Origin of the sequence: Candidatus Propionivibrio aalborgensis, assembly GCF_900089945.1 — a bacterium.
GTDB lineage: Bacteria > Pseudomonadota > Gammaproteobacteria > Burkholderiales > Rhodocyclaceae > Propionivibrio > Propionivibrio aalborgensis.
Genome location: NZ_FLQY01000137.1, coordinates 1 through 22,247, shown reverse-complemented (window position 1 = coordinate 22,247; position 22,247 = coordinate 1). Strand labels below are relative to the sequence as shown.

The following is a 22,247-nucleotide window of genomic DNA, read 5'->3' as shown; positions in this document are numbered from 1 at the left end:
CTGACCTTCATCATCGGTTTCGGTGCTGTCGTCATGCTCACGCAGGCGCCCGAGCTGTACTACGTCGATGGTGATCTCGCCAAGGGTCTGAAAGGCGGCGGAAACATGGCTGCCATCCATCTGGCCAACGCCGTCGGCGGCAACGTCTTTCTCGGCTTCATCTCCGCCGTGGCATTCGCCACCATCCTGGCGGTAGTGTCGGGTCTGACGCTGTCAGGTGCCTCCGCCGTGTCGCACGACCTCTACGCGACGGTGTTCAAGAAAGGGCAAACGGACTCGGCACACGAATTGCGAGTGTCCAAGATCACCACCATCTGCCTGGGCATCGTCGCCGTTTTTCTCGGCATCGCCTTTGAGAAACAGAACGTTGCTTACATGGTAATGCTGGCCTTCGCCATCGCCTGTTCGGCCAACTTTCCGGTGCTCTTCATGTCCGTGCTGTGGAAGGATTGTACGACCAAGGGCGCGGTCGCCGGAGGGGTCGTTGGCCTGCTCAGTTCGGTGATCCTGACCATCGTCTCCGCTTCGGTGTGGGAAGCGGTGATGGGCAATCCGAAGGGTTCCGCGCTGTTCCCGTATTCCTCGCCGGGCCTGTTCTCGATGAGTGCTGCATTTCTGACCATCTACCTGGTTTCGAAGATGGACAACAGCAAGCAGGCGCAGCTTGAACGCTCGCTCTACCCGGCGCAAAAGGTCCGCTCGGAAACCGGGTTCGGTGCAGCAGGGGCATCCGGTCACTGAGTCGCTTCAACAAGAAAGTTCGTAACGGCAAAACGGCCCGAGTCTCTCGGGCCGTTTTTCTTTCCAGGCCAAGTATCGCGTATGCCCGGAAGCTCACGCCGACCGTTTGCGCAGTGGCAGACGGGCGGACAGTGAGCCCTCGTTCACGACAACACCGAAGTCAACGTCAACGCTGCGTCGTCTGCGCCTTCACCGCCACCCACTCGCCTTTGCGCTGTTCGAGCCGATATTCCTCGAGCGCCTCGAAATGATAGGGCCGACCATTCATCAAACCCTGTTCGATAGCCATCGAAGTGACGACCACCCGCTTGCAGCTTGTCACGGATTCGCCCTCGACCAAAGCAGCCTCAAGCGAAACCCGGCGCTGCTGGTAATCCTTGAGTCCGGTAACGGCATCCAGCGTGCTTTGAACAAACTCCACACGACCGAATTCGAGGGTGGACGTACCCCCGCCACTGCGCACAATGGCCTTAACTACGATTTCCGGTGCAAACAGGTCGAGAATTGTCTTGATGTCGCGACCTTCAATGGCGCGGTCAAAGCGGTTGAGCCACGCACGGCCGATGGCGAGCGGCGAACAGCCCTTGTCAGTCACTTGCGCTTCGCTAATCCGCGTTTCAGGAACTGCAATCGTTTCCGGCGCGGGCGCGACCTTCTGAACAGGTGCGGGCTTCACCTTGCCGACGCGTGCGTCCAACTGCTTCTGGCTGATCGCATCGGCGGCTTCCGAGTAACGGTCGATTTCCTGGTCGAATCCACCCGGAACAAAGAACTCGGGAACCTTGGCCAGAACCACGGGAAACAACAGGGTCATCAGCCCCCTGGTCCGCGCGCCTGCAGAATGCGGATCCCGGGCGAAACCTACCTTGCCGCTGTCGATGACCACGTTGCCACCGTTGGCGTCGAGCTCAGTGGCACCACGATTGACTTTGTCATAGGTACCCTGCTGCCAAGTGGCGCTGGCCATTTCGGCTGGCAACACGTAAGGTTCATGGTCGGTGCCGCGAATGCCGATGGTGGCGGAAGGCGTAACGACCTGATGCTCGCCGCGGTTCAGCTTGCTGATCCAACCGCTGATGACGCGCAGGGAGCCGGTGATCAGGCGCAGGATCTGGTGATCCGAAGCTTTCCCCTCGGCGGCGAAGCGCTCCGCAATGAACTCGGCGCCCGGGCGCACGGCGACGATGCCGGCATCGCCGGTCTTCAATACCGCTTCGCTGTTGGGCGTGGCACGCACTTTTTCGCCAACGTAAACCGTGCTGCCTTCCTGCAATTTACGCGATGACCCGCGTTTGCCCGTGGCATAGACATCCCCGCGTAGACGCCAGACACTGGCGAAGGGCTTGCCGCTATCAGCGTTCTCCAAGTTCTCAGCAGCCGCCATGGCCGGTGCAGGAATGAGGAATGCAATAGCCAGCACCCAGGCAAGGACGACCCGACAATAGAGATTTGGTGAAGAGGGATTCATTGTGAAAGGACTCAAGTCATGAATAGGACAAGTCAAAGTTTAGTCCCAAATGCCCTTTAATGCTCAAGTACATAGGAGGTCGTCAAATAGAGCCTAATGCATACGGTCCAGTCGAAGTGAGTTGCGACAGTCTTGGGGAGGCAGCCCTCTCTTTTCTCAGCAGCGGGATTTGCTTTAAACTCATTCTCGCAAGCCAATATCAGGATGGAAAATGGCAGAGACCGAAATTCAGCCAGACTCAGATTCTTCGCCACCGCAATTTGAACTCGATTACTCCGACGAATACAGCAGATTCTTGTTGCACTCGCAGTCGGAAATTCTTGCCATTCTTCGCGTCCTCATCAGTAAAGGCGCAATGATCACCGTCCATTTCGACGAGGGTCGTTCTTTCCTGCTCTCTTCGATGATCGCCCTGATTGCTGACAATCGGGAGTTCATCCTCGACATTGGCGGCGATAAGGAAATGAACCAAAGGGCGTTGCTGGCTAAAAGGCTGATATTCACGACGAAAATCGACAAAGTGAAGGTTCAGTTCAGCCTGAACAAACTGTCGCCAACGCAAAGCGAAGGACGCGCAGCTTTCCGCGGCTCGGTGCCGGAAACCCTGCTCCGCCTGCAACGCCGCGAGTTTTTCCGGCTGTCGACGCCTATCGCCAATCCGGTCAAGCTCAAGGCTATGGTCAGACGCAACGACAACAGTGCACATCACGTCGAATTGCCGCTGGTGGATGTCAGTGGCGGTGGTGTGGGTCTGATGGTAACGCCGGAACAGGCCCAATTCTTTCAGAAGGGGGACACCCTGCGCGACTGCAAAGTGATGTTGCCAAACGAGGGCTTGCTGGTGGCTACGCTGAGCGTACGCACGCTGTTTTCTGTTACGACGCGAAATGGGTCGCGTCTGGTTCGGCTGGGTTGCGAATTCGTAGACTTGCCTGCGCTTCGACTGACCATGCTTCAGCGTTACATCACGCGCGTCGAGCGTGAACGCAAGGCACAACTGAACGGCATGCTTTGAGGCCAGAGAAGAAACGGCACCTCTAAGGTGCCGTTGTTAGCTGAAGCGGAAACAGGTGCTATACCTGCATGTTCATCACGTCATGATAGGCCGACACCAGTTTGTTGCGCACCTGCACCATTTCCTGAAACGAAATATTGGCTTTCTGCAGGGAGATCATCACATCGTGCAGATTGGCGTTGCCGTCTCCAGCGGCAAAATTTGCCGCCATACCTTCCGCCTGCTGCTGCGTCTGACTGACCTGCGCTATCGAGTTCTGAAGTATTTGTGCAAAGTCCGCCCCGCCCGCCGGGGGGCTCTGCGCCTCGGTTGTGCGGCCACCGGCCTGTGCTGCCGTCGCGCGCAGAACGCTTAGCATCTGATCAATACCCTGGGTATCCATCTGTACCTCCATTCACTTGACACACGAGCATCCGCAAGAAATGCGCCAGACCACCCATGCCACATCCGAATCGGTGCTTACTCGTCGAACAAACCTGCCTCACGGTACTGTTTGAGCTTGTACCGCAAGGTTCGTTCCGACATTCCGAGTCGCTCGCCCGTGAGTTTTCGCGATCCACCAACCGCAGCCAGTGTCTCCAGTATATGCTCACGCTCCAAGTCCCTCATATTATCCGTTCTTTGCCCGTCTGACAGTGCTGCAGGAGACGCAGGAATCGCCGCTTCGACCATAGCACCCTGCCTAGCGGCCCGGGTTAAGGACGCCGAGGCCAACAGGTGCAACTCGTCAACACCGACGACTTCACCCGCGGCAAGAATGACGGCACGCTGCATGACGTTTTCCAGTTCCCGCACGTTTCCGGGCCATGAATGGCTGTATAGGGCTTCCTCCGCAGACGGCGCGAGGCGCAACCCGGTTCGTCCGGAACGACCACCGTGTTCGGCCAGGAACCGTCGCGCCAGTGGAACAATGTCCTCGCGGCGCTGACACAAGGCGGGGATCAACAAGGGGAACACGTTGAGCCGGTAATAGACGTCTTCCCGGAAAACCCCTTTGGCTACAGCGTCGGCGATATCCCTGTTGGATGTAGCAATAATGCGAATGTCGAGAGCAACCGGCTTCTTGCCACCCACCCGCTCCACTTCGCGCTCCTGGAGAACCCGCAGCAGCTTGGCCTGCAGCCCCAGGGGCATCTCGGTCACCTCGTCGAGCAAGAGCGTTCCACCTTGTGCCTGCTCGAACTTTCCGGCCTGTGACTGTTGAGCGCCGGTAAACGCACCTTTCTCGTAGCCGAAAAGCGTCGCTTCAAGCAGATTGTCCGGAATGGCCGCACAGTTGATGGCGACGAACGGCCCCGAACACCGGGCGGAATGGTTGTGGATGTATTTCGCAACCACTTCCTTGCCAACTCCGCTTTCCCCGGTCAGCAGCACCGTCGTATCGGTCTGCGCCACGCGCATCGCCAAGGCAAAGAGGTTGCGGGTGACCTGATCGGTGGCAATCACCCGGTCATCATCCATTGTTTCAGGCAGTCGGTAACGCGCCACATGCTCAAGCAAGGACCTCGGCTCGAAAGGCTTGAGCAGGAAATCACACGCGCCGGAACGCATGGCCTCAACCGCCCGGTCGACATCGGCAAAGGCAGTCATCAGCACAACGGGGAGATGCGGAAAACGGCTGCGAATCTCCTTGAGCAAGCTTATGCCATCCATGGGCATCATGCGCACATCGCTGACGACCAGCGCCACCGCCTGCGCATCGAGCAACTTGAGCGCCTCCTCGCCACCTTGAGCGGAAACGACGGCCTGCCCGGCAAGCTCGAGCGTATCGCACACCGCTTCGCGCAAATTCGGATCGTCTTCGACGATCAGTATCGGCAATCCCGAGCTCATACTCTCCAGTCAACCTTGGCGTTGGTATTCATTGTGGCCCTTCCGTCGGTTGATGCTACAGGCACTCAAGGCAGTCAATCCTTCATGGCGCTCTGCGTGCCTGCGTACTCGTGCACCTAATTACTGTCTTCGAAATTCTGCTGGTCTACCTTCCCGACTGGTAACAACATGACGAATTCTGATCCCTGACCCGGCACTGAATTGACTTCGATGCTACCGCCGTGGGCACGAGCAACTCCAAGCGCAATCGCCAAACCAAGTCCCGTTCCTTGACCGCGCGTGGTAAAGAAGGGCTCGAAGACCCTTTCATGCGCTTCAGGCGCGATGCCGCCGCCGGTATCGCGCACACTGATTCTCAAGTACCTTCCACTGGTACGCGCATCCAGCTTCACCTCGGCGACGCATTCATCACGCCCCTCACATGCCTGCAAGGCGTTCTCCAGCAGGTTCAGAAGTGCGCCACTCAGCGCTTTCCGACTCCCCGTGATTATAGAGTTGCCAACTTCGGATGTGACACGGAAACTGACCGCTTTCGCCAAGCACAATGGCTCCATCATCTGTGCGGCATCGGCTATCAAAGACGCGGCAGGTATGACATCACGTCCGATACTCTCGCCCCGTGCGAAGAGCAGAACGTCCTGAATCAGCCGCTCAAGGCGTTTCAGTTGCTCGGTGGCCTTGCCGGCAAAGCGTGTTCGTGCTGCATCAGCAAGGTCAGGTTGTGCCAGATTGGCGCTATAGAGCAATGCGGTCGCCAGCGGCGTTCGCAACTGGTGCGCCAGCGATGCGGCCATCTCGCCCATCGCCGCCAGCCTTTGATTGCGCTCAAGCTTGGCCTTGAGTTCATGGGCAGCCGTGATGTCATGTATCAGCAACAGGCGTCCACCGGCTGAGTCAAGCGGACTCTCAGCGATTGCAACACGCCGCGCTCCAAGTAGCCACTCGTCCGGAGCGTCGGTCGCAACCAGCGTTGTCCTTGCCAGCGTCGGCCAATCGCTCCCAACGATGGCGTGTCCCAGCATCTGCCGGGCAACGGGATTGGCTTCACTGACAAGCGCGACGCTGTCAAGAACGACCACGCCGGCGGGCAAGGCATTAAGTAACAGGGAAAGGCGCTCTGAAAGTGCTTCTTTCTCCTGGTATTGTCGGCGGAGTTCGCCGTTGGCCACCGCCAACTCGGCGGTCAACGATTCAACGCGGCCCTGCAACCCCTCATACGCCTGAGTTAGCTCGAGCGAAACCTGATTGAAAACGTCGAACGCGCGCTGTAATTCCTGGGCCTTCAGTTCCGGAGCCGGTATTTGCGCCACTTCATTCATTCGATGGAAAATCCCGTGCAGTTAACAGCTACAATAGCAGAAGAAATCTCAATGCTTTTCGCTTTTTGCTTGATTAATCGCAGAGTTAATTCATTATCGCAAGCATGGCGGCAACCGGAACCAACACCAATACTTCAGCGGGCGCAGACAATCTAACTGATCGCCTGCGTTTTGCACTGACGCGCCTGAGCAACCAGCAAAAGATTCTGCTACTGGTTTCGCTCGCCGCCATCGTCGCCTTGGTCGTTGCCACCAGCACCTGGCTCAAGCATGCGGATTACCGAATCCTTTTCTCCAACATCTCTGAACGTGACGGCGGGGCAATCATCGCCGCCCTTGATCAGATGAACGTCCCGTACAAATTCAGTGATAGTGGCGGTGCCGTTCTGATCCCCGGCGGAAAAGTGCATGAAGTACGTCTGCGCCTTGCCTCGCAAGGCCTGCCGAAAAGTGGCGGTGTCGGTTTCGAACTCATGGAAAACCAGAAGTTCGGCATCAGCCAGTTTGCCGAACAGGTCAATTATCAGCGCGGCCTTGAAGGCGAGCTATCGCGCACGATCCAATCGATTGGCGCCGTCCAGTCGGCCCGCGTGCACTTGGCGATACCCAAGCCGAGCGTTTTTGTACGTGAAGAACTGAAACCCTCGGCGTCAGTCTTGCTCAACCTGTACCCCGGGCGCATGCTGGAACCCTCCCAGATCGCCGGCATTCAGAATCTGGTCGCTGCCAGCGTACCAAATCTTGCTTTCTCTGCAGTCACGCTGATTGACCAGAGCGGAGCGATGCTCTCTCAGTTGAAGAGCAAACTGATGGAAGTTGGACTCGATCCGACTCAAATCAGGTACGTTCGGGAAATCGAGGCGAACGCCATCAAGCGCGTCGACGACATCCTTTCGCCTATCGTCGGACAGGGAAATGCACGTGTTCAGATCGCCGCGGATGTCGATTTCTCTCAGAGCGAGCAAACGGCCGAAACCCACCGCCCGAACACCACTCCGCCAGACGTCAGCATTCGTAGCCAGCAAACCAGCGAATCGGCGAGTGCCACACCGTCGGCGCAAGGCATACCGGGGGCCTTGAGCAACCAGCCGCCTGTTCCCGCAACTGCCCCGCTGACGCAACCGGCCGTACCCGGCGCAGGACCAACTCCCCCTGCCGGCAAACCCTTACCGGGTCAGCTTGACGCCGCCGGAGTTCAGGCGCCGATCGCCAGCGTTGCCCAACCGATCAGCACCCGGAAGGACTCAACGATCAACTACGAGGTCGACAAGACGATTCGTCACACCAAACAATCCGTTGGTACGATCAAGCGCCTGTCGGCTGCGGTCGTAATCAATCACCGTAAGGATGCCAAAGGCGTTTCGAAGCCGCTTGCCGATCCCGAAATGAAACAGATCAACGAGCTGGTCAAGGAGGCCATGGGGTTCAACAAGGAGCGTGGCGACACCGTCTCCGTGGCCAATGCTCCATTCACGGCCATCGACCGGGACGATTCTGGAATCCCGCTGTGGAAAGACCCGGACATTATTTCGCTAGTCAAAGACGTGTTCAAATATGGTGCCATCGCTGCCATTGTCGCCTTCCTGCTGTTCAAGGTGGTTATCCCGCTGGGCAAGAATATGCTTGAAACCCCGCCCAGACGGGCAAGCAAGCCCTTGGGCGAGCAGATCAATATCGTGGCAGGCGACGACGACGACCAAACGCCCTCCGCCGCAGAAACTCTGGAACGCAAACTCGCGCAGGCACGCGACCTCGCCCAGCAGGATCCCAAGGTCGTAGCGAACATCATCAAGGACTGGACAAGCTCCAATGCCAGCTGAAGACGGCATAGAAAGAAGCGCAATCCTGCTGATTGCGCTTGGTGAGGACTTTGCCTCCGAAGTACTCAAGCACCTCGGTCCGAAAGAAGTGCAGAAACTGGGGCACGCCATGGCTTCCCTCAAATCGGTGCCTCGCACGCAAGTGGAAGATGTCTTGGCCGATTTCCGCAAGACGGCCCGCGACTCTGCCGCAGTCCACGTGGATACCGACGCCTACGTCCGCTCGGTGCTGACCAAGGCCCTGGGCGATGACAAGGCGTCCAACCTGATTTCGCGGATACTCCAGGGCGGCGATACCAATGGCATCGAAGGCCTCAAGTGGATGGATGCTCCCACCGTCGCCGATCTCATACGCAACGAGCACCCGCAGATCATCGCCACCATTCTCGTTCATCTTGAGAACGACCACGCAAGCGACATACTGAACCACTTCACCGAACGTCTGCGCAACGATGTGATCTTGCGCATCGCCACACTTGAAGGCATTCAGCCGGAGGCACTGAAGGAGCTCAATGACGTCATGCTTCGCCTTCTCTCCGGCTCTGCCAACATCAAGAAGTCGGCCATGGGAGGCGTGCGTGCGGTCGCTGAAATACTCAATTTCATGGGCACTGCCAATGAAACCACGGTTGTGGATTCGATCCGTGAATACGACCCCGACCTCGCACAAAAGATACTCGATGAAATGTTTGTTTTCGAGAATCTGCTGGACCTGGACGACCGCGGCATCCAGTTGCTCCTGCGCGAAATTCAGTCCGACTCGCTGATTCTGGCGATGAAGGGCGCGTCCGAGCCATTGCGCGAGAAGATATTCAAGAACATGTCTCAACGTGCTGCTGAAATGCTGCGCGAGGATCTCGAATCGCGCGGTCCGGTGCGCCTCTCCGAAGTCGAGGGCGAACAGAAGGAAATTCTCAAGATCGTCCGCCGTCTGGCAGACGAAGGCCAGATCGTGCTTGGCGGCGCGGGTGGCGAAGCGATGATTTGAGTACGCTGCGCTGATGACCGGCTTTGTTCCCAAAGAGATGCTCACCGCCTATCAGCGCTGGGAGGTTGCCGCATTTGACGAGGAAAGGCAGGAAGGCGAACGCGCTGAGGAATCCAGATCGGCTCAGGGAAACGACAACAGATCGACCGAAACTGCGGATCAGACCGAACAAACACCGGTTGCCCTGCCGACGGCGGCCGAAATTGAGCGTATGCATATCGAGGCGCACCAGCAGGGTTTTGCATCCGGCCATGCGGAAGGCCTCGCTGAGGCGCGAGCCGGTGCTGCAAAGATCAATGCCCTCATGACAAGCCTGCAACAATCGCTGAGGGGACTTGATCAACACGTCGCCGACCAGTTGCTGGCTACCGCACTGGAAGTCGCCAGTCAGGTATTGCGCCAGAGCCTGCGCGTCAAGCCGGAGCTACTGCTTCCCGTCGTCAAGGAGGCGGTCGCCATCCTCCATCCGCATTCCGGACACCCGGCGCTTGTCGTCCATCCTGACGATGCCGAACTGATTCGCACCCACCTTGGCGATCAGCTCGCACATAACAACTGGCGCATTATCGAAGACACCACGTTGAGCGCTGGCGGATGCCGGGTTGAACTCGGCGCAAGTGAAGTTGATGCCACCCTGGAAACACGTTGGCGACGCGTGATCGAGTCCATCGGAATCAACCAGGACTGGCTCGATGACAAACCATGAAACGCGTGCTCCCATGAACGACGTCTTTGCTAACGAGCATCTGGCAGGCTGGAGCGGTTTTCTCGATAACTGCCGCGAGGCAGCCAGCCTGGCCACACCACTGCTGCCAAGCGGCCATCTGACACGAATTAACGGACTGGTCATGGAAGCTTCAGGCCTCAAATTGCCGCTTGGCAGTTCGTGCCGCATTTTGCCTGTCGGCGGGTCGCCAATCGAGGCGGAGGTAGTCGGATTCAACGGTGAGCGCTTGTTTCTTATGCCGACCGAGGACGTGTATGGCTTGTCGCCCGGCGCCAAGGTCGTTGCGCTGGAAACACCAACGGCTCCGCCAAGAATGGGACAACCCCCGCCCGCCCGGCGACGAGCCATTGATCGCGCCAAACTGCTTCCCGTTGGCAATGAACTGCTCGGCCGGATTATTGATGGTGCCGGCCGACCGCTAGACAAATACGGCCCACTCACGGCGGACACTTTGCGCCCGCTACAGAGCCGTCCTATCAACCCGATGTCGCGCGCGCCGATCGAACAACCCCTTGATGTTGGCGTTCGCGCGATCAACGCGCTACTGACGGTTGGTCGTGGACAACGCATGGGACTTTTTTCCGGTTCCGGAATCGGCAAGAGCGTCCTGCTCGGGATGATGGCCCGGTATACGACGGCCGAGATCATTGTCGTAGGCCTGATTGGCGAGCGCGGTCGAGAAGTGAAAGAGTTCATCGAACAGATTCTTGGCGAAGAAGGCCTGCGCCGGTCCGTCGTCATCGCCGCTCCGGCAGATGTCAGTCCGCTGCTTCGTCTGCAGGGTGCCGCCTACGCCACATCGATTGCTGAATATTTTCGCGATCAGGGCCGGCATGTCCTACTGATCATGGATTCGCTCACCCGCTACGCCATGGCTCAACGCGAAATTGCACTGGCCATTGGCGAGCCGCCGGTCACCCGAGGCTATCCTCCGTCGGTTTTTGCCCGGCTTCCCCAACTTGTCGAGCGCGCGGGCAATGGTGCCGATGCGGGTGGTTCGATCACCGCCTTCTATACGGTGCTCACCGAAGGTGACGATCCGCAGGATCCGATAGCCGATGCAGCACGCGCCATTCTCGATGGTCACGTGGTTCTTTCGCGAACGCTGGCCGACGCCGGGCATTATCCGGCCATCGATATCGAACAATCGATCTCACGCGCCATGGTCAATCTGATCCCACCTGATCACCTGGACCAGATCCGCCACTTCAAGCAGCTCTATTCGCGCTACCAGCGCTCTCGCGACCTGATCAGTGTTGGCGCCTATGCTGCAGGCTCCGACCCTTTGCTTGATCAGGCGATCAAACTCTACCCGGCGTTCGAAGGGTTCCTGCAGCAGTCCCTGAGCGAGAAAGCCGAGTTCTCCACCAGCGAAGAACAGCTTTACGCTTTGTTCGCTACTCAACCCCGAGGTCTGGAGTGACCAAACCTTTCGCCCTGCAAATCGTACTCGAATTGATGCAAGTTCGAGCCGATGATGCAACACATCGCCTCGCGCAATTGATTTCCAGTGAGCGCAACGCGAAAAGCAAACTGGACATGCTGCGGCAGTATCGCGAGGAATACGCGGTGCGCTTCAAACAGGCCGCACAGAACGGATTGGCTCAGCGCGAGTGGCACAACTACCAGGAATTTCTCAACCGTCTTGACGAAGCCATCGATTCGCAGCTACAGACCGTCGCCTTGCAGATACAAAACACCGCAGAAGGCCAGACGCATTGGCAGCAACAACGAACGAAACTCAAGGCTTTCGATACGCTTTCCGAACGCCACTACGTCAACGAAACCAATCTGGAGCTAAAGCGGGAGCAGAAGACCCAGGATGAATTTGCCGCACGCGGCAAGACCGATGACGATTCACCTCAAACCGAATAGCAAAGCTTCAATCGGCTTGGTCACGGCATTCCCTTACAAAGAGGCCACAAACTACTGGCTGGCATAAATATTGCGTTACTTGACGCAACACGTGCCCTCAAGGATTGTCCATGTCAGTTACTATAGTTTCAACGCTGCCCAACCAGACGCAAGCCACGGCTGCCGACAGCGTCGCTGGCGACGACAATTCCGTGGCCGGACTGGACTTCGCTAGCTTACTGTTCGGTCAATTGGCACCGATCGTTGCCGAGGCCCTCCCGAACGCCGTTGCGCGTACTCCCTTGCCCGCAACCGAGCCCGCAGCGACCGACGACGCCTCACTCATTGCCGGGCTGGTGGTTGCCCCACAGGAGGCTGGGCTGAACGGGTCTGTTTCCCTTCCTGATGCCGGCAAGATCGACAAGGCAAGCACTGACTCGATATCGGCACTGCAAGTACCCTTGGCTGCTGGAGCGAATCCTAAGCCCGAAGGCAAAACCGGGGCACTCGGGTCCGAGTCCGAAGTATCCCAAGCACCAACCGTTGATAACAAACCGGCAAAATTTGCCGTCGACCCACTTGCTTCGACACGTGCGGAGCAAGTCGTTTCGGGCAAGACTTCGGCCGACGCTCTTCCGAATTCTGCCATGGCTTTGACGGGTAACACACCTGGTATCGCAGGAAATCTCCCGGCACAAAGCACAGTCTCGCTGCCCATTCCAACGCCAGTCCGTGATCAAGCCTGGGCTGGGGACTTCAGTCAGAAGATCATGTGGCTAACCACGAACAACAAGCACACTGCCCAACTCAGCCTGAACCCCCCACAAATGGGCCCGATAGAGGTATCGGTTAACCTGGACAAGGGTAACGCGGTGGTGTCCTTCGTTTCAGCAAACGGAGATACCCGGCAAGCCATCGAATCGGCGCTACCAAAACTGCGGGAAATGTTCGCCACTGCCGGTATCGAGTTGGGACAGACCAATGTCAGCGCGCAGTCATCCGGACAGCACGCCGGGGGCTGGGAGGGAGGCCGGAACTCATCCGCGGGGATGGCCGATAGGGCTATACTTGTGGCAGACTCGGCTGGCGCGCTGCAAGGAAGAGCGTTTTCTGTATCGCGGGGAAATGGACTGATCGATATTTTCGCCTGAACTCCATGCCCGGCGCTCTGCCTGCAGCATGGCAGAATGCAGAATCTATAGCGATGAGCAACACGATTCAGCCGGAAACTTGGGAACACTGAAAATCGGAGGGAGGAATAGCGGATGGCCAAAGAAGCCAAGCCTGAAGCAGAGGTCGCAGAAGCAGCGCCGCCAAAGAAGAAGAGCAAAAAGCTGCTGATCATCATCGCCATTGTCGTTGTGCTGGTTCTGGTGATTGGTGGTGCCGCCGCCTTCCTCTTGCTCAAGGCACGTAGCGCACATGACGGCGAAGATGGAGCCACTTCCGCCGAAATGGAAAAATCCGGCAAGAAGGGCAAGGAAGTCATTCCGGTCTATGTCGCGCTTGACGCGTTTACAGTGAATCTTGTTCCGGAGAATGGGGACCAGTTTCTGCAACTGATGATTTCGGTCGAGGTCGACGATGCGCATGTCGGCGAAAAACTCAACATGTACGCGCCAAAAATACGAAACAATGTGATGCTGCTTCTGTCCGGGAAAAAAGCCGCTGAACTGATGACCAAAGAAGGCAAGGAAACCCTGGCCAACGAGGTTCGCAATTTGATGAATGGCATTCTCGATCCCTACGCCAACAAGGGCGAAGGCCCGGTCAGGGAAGTGCTGTTTACCTCTTTCATAATCCAGTAGCACACAATGGCCACCGACTTTCTCTCCCAGGACGAGGTTGACGCTCTACTCAAGGGTGTCACCGGTGAGACGGACCAGGCTGAAACCTCCGAGGACGATGAGGCTGGTGCCCGATCCTACAATCTGGGAACTCAGGAGCGCATCGTCCGCGGGCGCATGCCGACGCTTGAACTCATCAACGAACGGTTCGCCCGCTATCTTCGTATTGGTTTGTTCAACTTCATGCATCGCTCGACCGACATATCGGTCGGTCCAATCCGCGTTCAGAAATACAGTGAATTCATCCGCAATCTGGTGGTGCCGACCAATCTGAACCTGGTCGCCGCCAAACCGCTGCGTGGCACATCGCTCTTTGTACTTGATCCCAACCTGGTATTTCTCGTCGTCGATAACATGTTTGGTGGTGACGGCCGTTTCCACACGCGTGTCGAGGGCCGCGATTTCACACCAACCGAACAACGCATCATTCAGGGGCTTCTGGGCGTTGTGTTCACAGAATACGCACGCTCATGGAAACCCGTATTCGATATCTCCTTCGAATACATTCGCTCCGAGATGAACTCGCAGTTTGCCAATATCGCCACCCCGTCCGAAATCGTTATCTCAACGACATTCTCGCTGGAGTTTGGCGGCACGGTTGCCGATATGCACATCTGTTTCCCCTACTCGATGATCGAACCGATTCGTGATCTGCTCTATAGCACAATGCAAAGCGACCAGTTATCAACCGACCAACGCTGGATCGTCATGCTACGTAATCAGCTGAAAAATGCGGAGGTCGAAATCGCTGCTCAACTCGCTACAACGACAGTCACACTCAATCAGATCCTCAAAATGAAGTCCGGCGACATCATTCCGATCAGCATTCCGGACGTGATCATCGCCAATGTCGATGATGTTCCACTGATGCAATGCCGCTACGGTCAGCAGGGCGGTCAATACGCCCTCAAGATCGAACGATTCATAACACCAGAGAGCGAGGATGTCGCTCTGGGAGTAGAGCATGACTGACGATACCGAAAACAGCGAAGCCGGGAGCGCCGCCGAAGACGATTGGGCCGCAGCAATGGCCGAACAGGCCATTGCCGAGGCAGCTCCGGTAGCGCAGGCACAAACAGCGCAAATATTTCCTGCCTTTGGGGAAACAGACGGCAAAGCATCGATGATGAACGAACTCGACATGATTCTGGACATCCCGGTTCAGATGGCTGTCGAACTCGGTCGAACGAAAATCACCATCAAGAACCTTCTTCAACTGGCTCACGGCTCGGTGGTTGAACTTGACGCAATGGCCGGCGAACCGATGAGCGTTTTCGTCAATGGAACACTCATTGCTCAAGGTGAAGTGGTTGTCGTCAATGACAAATTCGGTATCCGTCTCACCGACATCATCACACCTTCCGAGCGCATGCGGAAGATCGGGCGTTGAAACTTTCAGCGGAGTTATAGCCCGCATCAGAGTTTCACCAGCAGCCGGCATGCATTAAGATAGCGGCCAGAGTGTATCCATGGCCGACTGACTTGATTCGACATCCCGGATTTCTTCCCCTTCGCATAAGCGGCCCTTGCTTTATGGCGCTTGCTTTGCTTTCCGATCTCTCGTTTGCGCAAAACGCCGCAGTCGAGACGCCTGGCGTGTCCGGTACGGCCCTGATTCAAATGCTTATCGGCCTGACAGTAATAATCGGGATCCTGTTCTTTGGCGCTTACTTCCTGCGCAAGCTCAATGGAGGCAGAAGCTTTGGCAACGCTGGCCCCATGCGAATCGTAGGCGGTTTGATGATCAGTGTCCGGGAGCGCATCGTCCTCGTTGAAGTTGAAGACACCTGGATTGTGATCGGCATTGTCCCAGGGCAGATCAAAACGCTGCTTACACTTCCCAAGGGCGAGATCCCGGCAGCCAACAGCGACGAAAAACCTTTTGGCAAGTGGTTAAAGCAAATGACCGAGCGCAACAAATGAAAGCCAGGGGCCTCATTCGCTGGATTGCCCCGCTGGCCCTGCTTCTCCTGCTGCTCTCTCCACTAGCGACGTGGGCTCAGACCGGCGGACTGCCTGCACTGACCAGTACGCCAAGCGCAGGTGGCGGCCAGACCTACACGCTCTCCATACAGACGCTGATCACGCTCACTGCGCTTACGTTCATCCCGGCCGCACTGCTGATGATGACCAGTTTTACCCGCATCATCATCGTGCTATCTTTGCTTCGACACGCGCTGGGCACTCAAACGTCACCCCCGAATCAGGTGCTGGTTGGCCTCGCGCTCTTCTTGACGTTTTTTATCATGTCACCGGTGCTGGACAAGGTTTACGTTGACGCCTACCAACCGCTTTCGGAAGACCGGATCAGCTTTGTGCAAGCGGTCGAACTCGGCGCTGTACCCCTGCGTGGCTTTATGCTTAAGCAAACCCGGGAAGCTGACATCGCTCTCTTTGCCCGAATGGCAAACCTGCCGAAGCTTGAGTCGGCCAATGATGTCCCCATGCGCGTCCTGATTCCGGCCTTTGTCACCAGTGAATTGAAGACCGGATTCCAGATCGGGTTCATCATTTTCATTCCGTTCCTGATCATCGATATGGTGGTCGCCAGCGTGCTTATGTCCATGGGAATGATGATGATGTCGCCGGTGATGATAGCGTTGCCATTCAAGCTGATGCTTTTTGTTCTGGTCGATGGCTGGCATCTGTTGCTGGGCTCACTGGTCATGAGCTTCGCCACATGACCCCTGAACTGGTCATGAATATTGGCCGTCAGGCTATCGAGATGATGTTGATTCTCGCGGGGCCACTGTTGCTGTCGGCACTGTTTATCGGCCTGATCATCAGTATCTTTCAAGCAGCAACACAGATTAATGAACAAACGCTGTCGTTCATTCCAAAGCTGGTGGGGATCTTCCTGGTGCTGATTCTGGCCGGGCCCTGGATGTTACAGATGATGGTCGACTACATCCGACGGCTGTTCGAGAGTATTCCACAGATGATCGGCTGAACTGCCTATGATCAGCCTGACCACTGCTGAACTCAACGCCTGGATCGTCGCTTTCTTTTTCCCACTGGCGCGCGTCCTAGCGTTGCTGGTCGCAGCGCCACCGTTCAACAATCCAGCCGTGACGGTTCGAGTCAAGCTATTGCTCGGCCTTGCCATCACCATCGCCATCGCGCCTACTTTGCAACAAATTCCCGTTGCCGAACCTGCTTCCGGAATGGGTCTCCTGATTCTCGCTCAACAAATAGTCATTGGTTTCGCCATGGGGTTCTCCATGCGTCTTGTCTTCAGCGCAGTTGACATGGCGGGCATGATGATCAGCAACCAGATGGGGCTCGGCTTCGCGACCGCATACGACCCGCAGAGTGCCTCCCAGACCCCGGTTATATCGGAGTTCCTTGGCGTACTTGCATTGCTCATATTCATGGCAATCAACGGCCATCTCATGGTCATTGCCACGCTGGGGAAAAGTTTTGCGGTACTTCCGATAGGTGCTGGAGCAGCCGCAAGCAGCACCTGGTTGAACATCGCCAGCGCAGGGGGAATAATCTTTTCGTCCGGGGTTTTGTTGGCACTCCCGCTTGTAGTGGCAATGCTGATCACCAATATTGCCTTGGGGATACTCGTACGTGTTGCACCACAACTCAATCTTCTGGCTATTGGTTTTCCTGTGACAATTCTGTTGGGGTTTTCCTCGCTCCTTCTCAGCCTGTCGTACCTCAGTATGCCAATTCAACAAATGTTCGAGTTCGGATTGCAGTCAATGCTGGGCTACTTTGTAATCAAATAGCGCCATCTTGAGATGCTCTAGCTAGCGCCCTTCCGGAATCAGCGTTTTGACGAGCTGAATCGTGCCCTCGGAAACCCGGTGCGTCAGCGGGGTGCTTGACTCGATTCCTTCCGAATAATCGAGTATGCGATAGTCCGCATAGCCTTTAAGACGCTGAAGCTGCCGCGCTCGTCGCTTCACGATCTGGATGGCCTCGCCATCTCCTCCAGTTCGGAAGCTCTTGGCGCGCAAGGCGAGGTGAAAGGTGTCTTCACTCAATGCCTGCTCCTTGATCGTCCAGTTGGGCGCCAAGGGATCATAGATAATGTAAAGCACAGCCGCATTTGTCGAGCTGTAAACCGGCGCCGTTAATCCGAATGCAGTTGAAGGAAGACCAAACGCGGCGATGGCACCCGCCCCAACAAGGGTCTCAGCACTGATATCGTTATCGGGAGGAATAACGACCGCAGGCTGTGTTCGAAGATCGCCCGTAGTCGGATCCACCGAGCTGGTTGTTGCACAACCGGCAAGCGACAAGGTGAATACGACCGCCATAATGACTCGCATATCACCGGTCACAGGTAGTTGAACAAGCTCAAACCACTGATCTGGGCAAACGATTTTTGCGCGGCTTCCAGATAGGTCTGCTGCAAGGTGAACTCGGAGATCGCTTTCGCGTAGTCCAGATCCTGAAGCTCGGACAAGGACCCCTGATACTGGATATCCAGATCGCTGGATGCATTTCCCAGAGAATCGAGTTCTCGCAAACGGGTGCCCACCGCAGCATGTACGCGACTCACATTGTTGAATCCCTGATCAAGATTGGATAGCTGTGTACCCAGATCGTTTCCAAGCTGTGTCGTCGAGTAGGCGGGCAATCCGACGGGCGTGCGCAGAATGCCAATCAGATTTTGCATGGTCTGGAACAGGCTTTGGCTGCTGCTCGGCTTGATTGCGAACGTATCACCGTCGGCCGGTTGCCCCTGAACGACAACCTGAGAGCCAAAATCGGTGACTGACGCAGCCGGAGGATTCGTTGAAGCAAGCGGTATAGCTTGCCCCGGCGCGAACGCGGCCGCCGCGCTGATCGCCACCGGAGCCAGTGGGGTGGATACGTCGTACACTTGGTAAGTCGTTACCCCTGCCGCCACGGTGAACCTGATTTGCAGTGCCGGATTGGTTGGGGTCGACCAGGCAAAGCCATTCACCGCCACCTGCCATTTCTGCTGATCGAGCACCGATCCCTGGTCAATCACAGCAGTACCCTGGTTAATCCCGCCGATGGTATTTCCGCCTGTCGATGTTGCAAAGGTGCCATTTCCGCCTTTTGCACTCATGAACACATCGCTGCCCGCCACATTGACCGCCAGTTGTCGTGATGAAGAAACCTGCAGCAATCGTTCGCCGTCGTCGCCAAAATAACCCACGGGTGACGTGCTTGCCGGGGGCACGGCAGACTGCGAAGCATCAAGAGCGAAGGGGAGTGTCGCCCCCTGGTATCCTGAAAACAGGTAGTCACCGGATCCAGTTCGGCTGTTGGCGATGCCCAGCATCTCACTCAGATGTGACTCAAGCTCGGTTGCGATCGTCTGCCGATCGGAATTATTGAGCGTACCGGTGTTGCCGGCCTGAATAACGCGCTCTCTAACACTTTGCAGCAAGTCGGTCAGAGAGCTCAGTTGGCTGTCAAGCAGCCCCAACTGGCCACTGGCGTTTCCCTGATTCTCCAAATGCTGGGCATTTACTTCCTTGGTCTGGGTGACGATCAGCGCCTGCGCGGCAGCGACCGGGTCATCCTCCGGTGTAAGCACACGGCGTCCGGACGACAACTGGTTCTGAAGCTTGTAAAGGGCGCTTTGATTGCGCTGGATGCCGAGCGCGCCGGCATCGTAGATCTGATTCGTGCTGATACGCATGAAAATCCCCTTAGGAATGAATCGCTAGCAAGACGTCAAACAACTTGCTGCTGATGTCCAACATCTTGGCCGATGCCTGGTATGCCTGTTGATAGCGAATCAGGTTCGCCGCCTCCTCATCGAGATTGACAGCCGACAGCGAGTCCCGCGCATCCTTGGCTTGTTTGAGCAAGGCACTTTGCGCCTGACCCTTTACGTCGATTTCGCGTGATTTGTTGCCGGCATCGCTGACCAGTTGCGCATAGGCTGTCTGGTAACTTGCCGTTTTCCCCGACATGGTGTTCTGTGTCTGGAGCTGTCCCAATGCCAAGGCGTTGCGCCCATCGGACACCCCCGCCGTATTGTTACCCAGGGAAAACACGTCGCCATTGTTCAGATTTCCGGAAATTTCAAAACTGACCCCGGCAAACGATATCGTCCCGGTGGATGTGTAAGGTATGGTCGGCCCTGGATATACGGTCGTGGTACCCCCAACGGCGACCGAAATGTTTGCGCCCGCCGGAACACCTGCCAATGTGAGTGTATTTCCTGCGCTGTCATAGGTCAGTGAAACGCCACCTGCTGGAAACGCCGGGGCTCCGAAACCCGGCAACGATTTGCCATCAGAAATGCTTCCCGTCCCGGTATTGGCACTGGCTGCCGCAGTTCTGATCGGCATCGCGGCGGCAATCAAACGGGCATCGGCCGCTAAAGTAGGATTGACCGCAATATTTCTCGCCGCGTCACGCGTTGGTCGAATGATGAATGAATCGCCGCTGGCGACCGTTCCGGAAGCAAGCGAAAAAGAAAATCCGTCACTACCCGCCACCGTCGTCGACAAGGTCGCAAGAGACGCATTTGACCATTGGGTATTGTCGGACAGGCGGGTAATCGTGTAGTTCGTGCCATCGTAGTCCAATCGATAATCGGAGCCGGTCAGCTTGGTGTAATAGTTGGCGCCGATTGCGGCTGGACCGAACACCTGCGTCGATGCACCGGCAGCGACTGTGGCGCCCGTCAGCGCCAACCCTTCGCTGGCCGGGACAGCCGCTTGCAATGCCGCCAGGGAGGCCCCGTTCCAAGCCGTTCCGTCTGACTGCCGAGTCAGCGTATAGAGCGTTCCGGCCCCGTTCAAGTCCAGTGTGTAACTTCCGTCGATTGGTGGCGGCGTTACCAGAGCAGCGGAGATGGTGGCTGGCGTTACGACACTGTTATTGCCGTTGGCAATGACTGTAGGCTGTGAGACAGTGAAGAAGTTGGCCACGAAACCTGCATTGCCAATCGACTGGCCGAGCAAATCCTGACCGAGGGCGTGTTGTGCATTGAATGTCAGTGCCAGCGAAACGGCATTTCGCCCGAGATCGTTGGCGATGCGATCGAGCGATCCGCTCCTGAAACTCAGCAACCCGCCGAGAGTACCACCGGTTACCAGCGACTCCGGCAACTCCTGCGAGCCACTGGCAGTTTGCAGGCCCACGGCCAGACGTGACGGATCAGCAATCGAAGGCAGCGCCGTCAGCTTCGTCACTTGCGTGCCCGTGACCAATTGCTGTCCGTTGCCAATATAGACGTTGTAACTGCCATCCGAATTGGTCGTTGTTGTTACTCTCACGAGCTTGTTGAGCTCAAGAACCAGTTGATCGCGTTGATCCATCAAGTCATTGGGTGGCTGATTGATCGATGACCCAGCGTTTCTGATACTTTCGTTGAGTTTGGCAATCTGCTCCGAATAGGAATTGATCGAAGCAACCGCCGTCGTTAGCTGGCCGTTCACGCCGGCATACATCTGGCTGATCCGGTCCTCCAGCCCCTGATAACGAGCGACCAGCGCTTGCGCCGAGGAGATCATCGCCTGGCGCGCAGGTAGCTGTGAAGGATCGGCCGAGACCTGCTGAACTCCCTGGAAAAATTCCTGCAAGGCAGGCGAGACACCGGCATTCGGGTCGGCCAACATGTTGTCGATCTGTTTGATCTGGGTGTAGTACGCATCCAGTTCGCTGCTGGTCGTCTGTGCGCGGTTGACTTGCCCCGACAGGAATGTGTCGTACATGCGTTCGATGGTCGACACGTGGGCGCCCTGGCCGATAAAACCCGCCCCGGACAAGGTGGCAATATTACTCACCTGAATAGTGCGCTGCCGGTTGAAACCTGGCGTGCTGGCATTGGCAATATTGTGCTCAGTTGTCAGCAGGCCGAGTTGAGCGACCTGGAGACCCGTAATACCTGTACTGACTATTCCCATGGAGAAAACTCCTTTTCCATGCTGCTAACGGCAAATTTGCCGAAATATTGAGGTCTGCCTGCTATCCGGCCAGCGCCTGGCGCAGCGTAGCGCCGTTGATGATCCGGCTGAGTTTGTCTGCGTACATCGGATCAGTGGCATACCCTGACTGTTGCAGTGATCGAGAAAACTGAGCGCCATCCTTCTGACCAAGCACCTCTGAAAAGCGCGGATTGTTGCGCAGAAGATTCGTGTAATCACGGAAGGACTCGGCATACGAGCCGTAAACCCGAAACTTCTCACGAGCGGTCTGAGCAACACCATTTACATATTCAGTGGTTTTAACTTCCACCGACGGCCCATGCCAGTTTCGACCAGCCTTGACGCCAAAAAGGTTGTAGGTCGGGGAACCATTCACATTTCGAATCTCGCTCTTGCCCCAGGCACTCTCAAGGGCCGAATGCGCGACGAGGAATTGTGGGGGTACGCCAATGGCGCTGGACGCTTCGACGGCGTGTGGCCAGATGCGATTGACGAAATCGCTGCTACTCCCGGATGCGTCCGCCACCGCTGACTCGTTGCTCATTGCCGGGGCACTGCGTACGCGTTCGGCTCCACCCGCAGGCAAAACGGCAGAATTTGCCGCGTGCTGCTGAATCAAACTCTGCTGCAACGCCGCCAGCGAAGACGCGGGGTCAAACGACGAACCAGAGGGCATGTTGCGCCCCAGTTGCTGCTCGATCAGCTTGGCAAAACCAAGCCTGCCCTGCGCAGAAAGATCCTGAGCCATTTGCTGATCCAGG

At 56.8% G+C, this 22,247-nt stretch carries 23 protein-coding genes; 15 read left to right on the top strand and 8 right to left on the bottom strand.

The window, feature by feature from the left end:
• Positions 1-741 (top strand): sodium:solute symporter family transporter (locus tag PROAA_RS08370; RefSeq protein WP_425394003.1); only part of this gene is annotated, 741 nt, incomplete at its 5' end.
• A 166-nt stretch (positions 742-907) separates the two neighbouring features.
• Here the strand turns inward: PROAA_RS08370 and PROAA_RS08365 are convergent.
• Positions 908-2,209, bottom strand: coding sequence for a FecR family protein (locus PROAA_RS08365; RefSeq protein ID WP_186410915.1), 1,302 nt, complete (start codon positions 2,207-2,209; stop codon positions 908-910).
• Between the two features lie 211 nt (positions 2,210-2,420).
• Between PROAA_RS08365 and PROAA_RS08360 the strand changes: the two genes are divergently transcribed.
• Positions 2,421-3,224 carry a flagellar brake protein gene (locus tag PROAA_RS08360; protein WP_186410914.1) on the top strand — a complete coding sequence of 268 codons (804 nt, stop codon included), beginning with the start codon at positions 2,421-2,423 and terminating at the stop codon, positions 3,222-3,224.
• Between the two features lie 58 nt (positions 3,225-3,282).
• On the opposite strand, the gene fliE is transcribed toward PROAA_RS08360, so the two are convergent.
• The 3 genes from fliE to PROAA_RS08345 all read right to left on the bottom strand — a co-directional run bounded on the left by fliE (position 3,283) and on the right by PROAA_RS08345 (position 6,376).
• Complete coding sequence (fliE, locus tag PROAA_RS08355; protein ID WP_186410913.1) at positions 3,283-3,606, bottom strand: flagellar hook-basal body complex protein FliE; 324 nt, start codon at positions 3,604-3,606, stop codon at positions 3,283-3,285.
• Between the two features lie 77 nt (positions 3,607-3,683).
• A complete protein-coding gene (locus tag PROAA_RS08350) occupies positions 3,684-5,057 on the bottom strand; it encodes a sigma-54-dependent transcriptional regulator (RefSeq protein ID WP_186410912.1) in 1,374 nt (457 codons plus the stop codon).
• A 116-nt stretch (positions 5,058-5,173) separates the two neighbouring features.
• Complete coding sequence (locus PROAA_RS08345; RefSeq protein WP_186410911.1) at positions 5,174-6,376, bottom strand: sensor histidine kinase; 1,203 nt, start codon at positions 6,374-6,376, stop codon at positions 5,174-5,176.
• Between the two features lie 104 nt (positions 6,377-6,480).
• Here PROAA_RS08345 and fliF point away from each other — a divergent pair, with 104 nt between their 5' ends.
• The 13 genes from fliF (at position 6,481) to fliR (ending at position 17,349) form a co-directional block, all read left to right on the top strand.
• A complete protein-coding gene (gene fliF, locus PROAA_RS08340) occupies positions 6,481-8,196 on the top strand; it encodes a flagellar basal-body MS-ring/collar protein FliF (RefSeq protein ID WP_186410910.1) in 1,716 nt (571 codons plus the stop codon).
• On the top strand, positions 8,186-9,184 hold the full coding sequence (gene fliG / locus PROAA_RS08335; RefSeq protein WP_186410909.1) for a flagellar motor switch protein FliG: 999 nt from the start codon (positions 8,186-8,188) through the stop codon (positions 9,182-9,184). Before fliF ends, fliG begins: the two co-directional genes overlap by 11 nt.
• Positions 9,185-9,197: 13 nt before the next feature.
• A complete protein-coding gene (locus PROAA_RS08330; protein WP_186410908.1) occupies positions 9,198-9,890 on the top strand; it encodes a flagellar assembly protein FliH in 693 nt (230 codons plus the stop codon).
• Positions 9,877-11,334, top strand: a complete 1,458-nt coding sequence (gene fliI, locus PROAA_RS08325; protein WP_245664211.1) for a flagellar protein export ATPase FliI — start codon at positions 9,877-9,879, stop codon at positions 11,332-11,334. Before PROAA_RS08330 ends, fliI begins: the two co-directional genes overlap by 14 nt.
• The gene (fliJ, locus tag PROAA_RS08320; RefSeq protein WP_186410906.1) at positions 11,331-11,786 is read left to right on the top strand and encodes a flagellar export protein FliJ; all 456 of its coding nucleotides are present in this window, start codon (positions 11,331-11,333) and stop codon (positions 11,784-11,786) included. The genes fliI and fliJ overlap by 4 nt, the downstream gene beginning before the upstream one ends.
• Before the next feature lie 110 nt (positions 11,787-11,896).
• On the top strand, positions 11,897-12,916 hold the full coding sequence (locus tag PROAA_RS08315; protein WP_186410905.1) for a flagellar hook-length control protein FliK: 1,020 nt from the start codon (positions 11,897-11,899) through the stop codon (positions 12,914-12,916).
• Between the two features lie 114 nt (positions 12,917-13,030).
• Complete coding sequence (locus PROAA_RS08310; RefSeq protein ID WP_186410904.1) at positions 13,031-13,573, top strand: flagellar basal body-associated FliL family protein; 543 nt, start codon at positions 13,031-13,033, stop codon at positions 13,571-13,573.
• Positions 13,574-13,579: 6 nt separating this feature from the next.
• On the top strand, positions 13,580-14,584 hold the full coding sequence (gene fliM, locus PROAA_RS08305; RefSeq protein WP_186410903.1) for a flagellar motor switch protein FliM: 1,005 nt from the start codon (positions 13,580-13,582) through the stop codon (positions 14,582-14,584).
• Positions 14,577-15,002, top strand: coding sequence for a flagellar motor switch protein FliN (fliN, locus tag PROAA_RS08300; protein WP_186410902.1), 426 nt, complete (start codon positions 14,577-14,579; stop codon positions 15,000-15,002). The genes fliM and fliN overlap by 8 nt, the downstream gene beginning before the upstream one ends.
• 230 nt (positions 15,003-15,232) lie before the next feature.
• On the top strand, positions 15,233-15,535 hold the full coding sequence (fliO, locus tag PROAA_RS08295) for a flagellar biosynthetic protein FliO (RefSeq protein WP_222102168.1): 303 nt from the start codon (positions 15,233-15,235) through the stop codon (positions 15,533-15,535).
• Positions 15,532-16,296 carry a flagellar type III secretion system pore protein FliP gene (fliP, locus tag PROAA_RS08290; protein WP_186410900.1) on the top strand — a complete coding sequence of 255 codons (765 nt, stop codon included), beginning with the start codon at positions 15,532-15,534 and terminating at the stop codon, positions 16,294-16,296. The genes fliO and fliP overlap by 4 nt, the downstream gene beginning before the upstream one ends.
• Positions 16,293-16,562, top strand: a complete 270-nt coding sequence (gene fliQ / locus PROAA_RS08285) for a flagellar biosynthesis protein FliQ (RefSeq protein ID WP_186410899.1) — start codon at positions 16,293-16,295, stop codon at positions 16,560-16,562. The genes fliP and fliQ overlap by 4 nt, the downstream gene beginning before the upstream one ends.
• 7 nt (positions 16,563-16,569) lie before the next feature.
• The gene (gene fliR / locus PROAA_RS08280) at positions 16,570-17,349 is read left to right on the top strand and encodes a flagellar biosynthetic protein FliR (protein WP_186410898.1); all 780 of its coding nucleotides are present in this window, start codon (positions 16,570-16,572) and stop codon (positions 17,347-17,349) included.
• 21 nt (positions 17,350-17,370) lie between these two features.
• On the opposite strand, the gene PROAA_RS08275 is transcribed toward fliR, so the two are convergent.
• From PROAA_RS08275 to flgJ, 4 genes are all read right to left on the bottom strand, one after another.
• Entirely contained in the window at positions 17,371-17,883 is a 513-nt protein-coding gene (locus PROAA_RS08275) for a hypothetical protein (protein WP_186410897.1), read from the bottom strand.
• A gap of 20 nt (positions 17,884-17,903) precedes the next feature.
• Positions 17,904-19,244 (bottom strand): flagellar hook-associated protein FlgL, encoded by a 1,341-nt coding sequence (gene flgL, locus PROAA_RS08270; RefSeq protein WP_186410896.1) that lies wholly within the window; start codon positions 19,242-19,244, stop codon positions 17,904-17,906.
• A 10-nt stretch (positions 19,245-19,254) separates the two neighbouring features.
• Positions 19,255-21,465 carry a flagellar hook-associated protein FlgK gene (gene flgK, locus PROAA_RS08265; RefSeq protein WP_186410895.1) on the bottom strand — a complete coding sequence of 737 codons (2,211 nt, stop codon included), beginning with the start codon at positions 21,463-21,465 and terminating at the stop codon, positions 19,255-19,257.
• 61 nt (positions 21,466-21,526) lie between these two features.
• The coding region (gene flgJ / locus PROAA_RS08260) for a flagellar assembly peptidoglycan hydrolase FlgJ (protein WP_186410894.1) at positions 21,527-22,247 on the bottom strand (721 nt) is incomplete at its 5' end.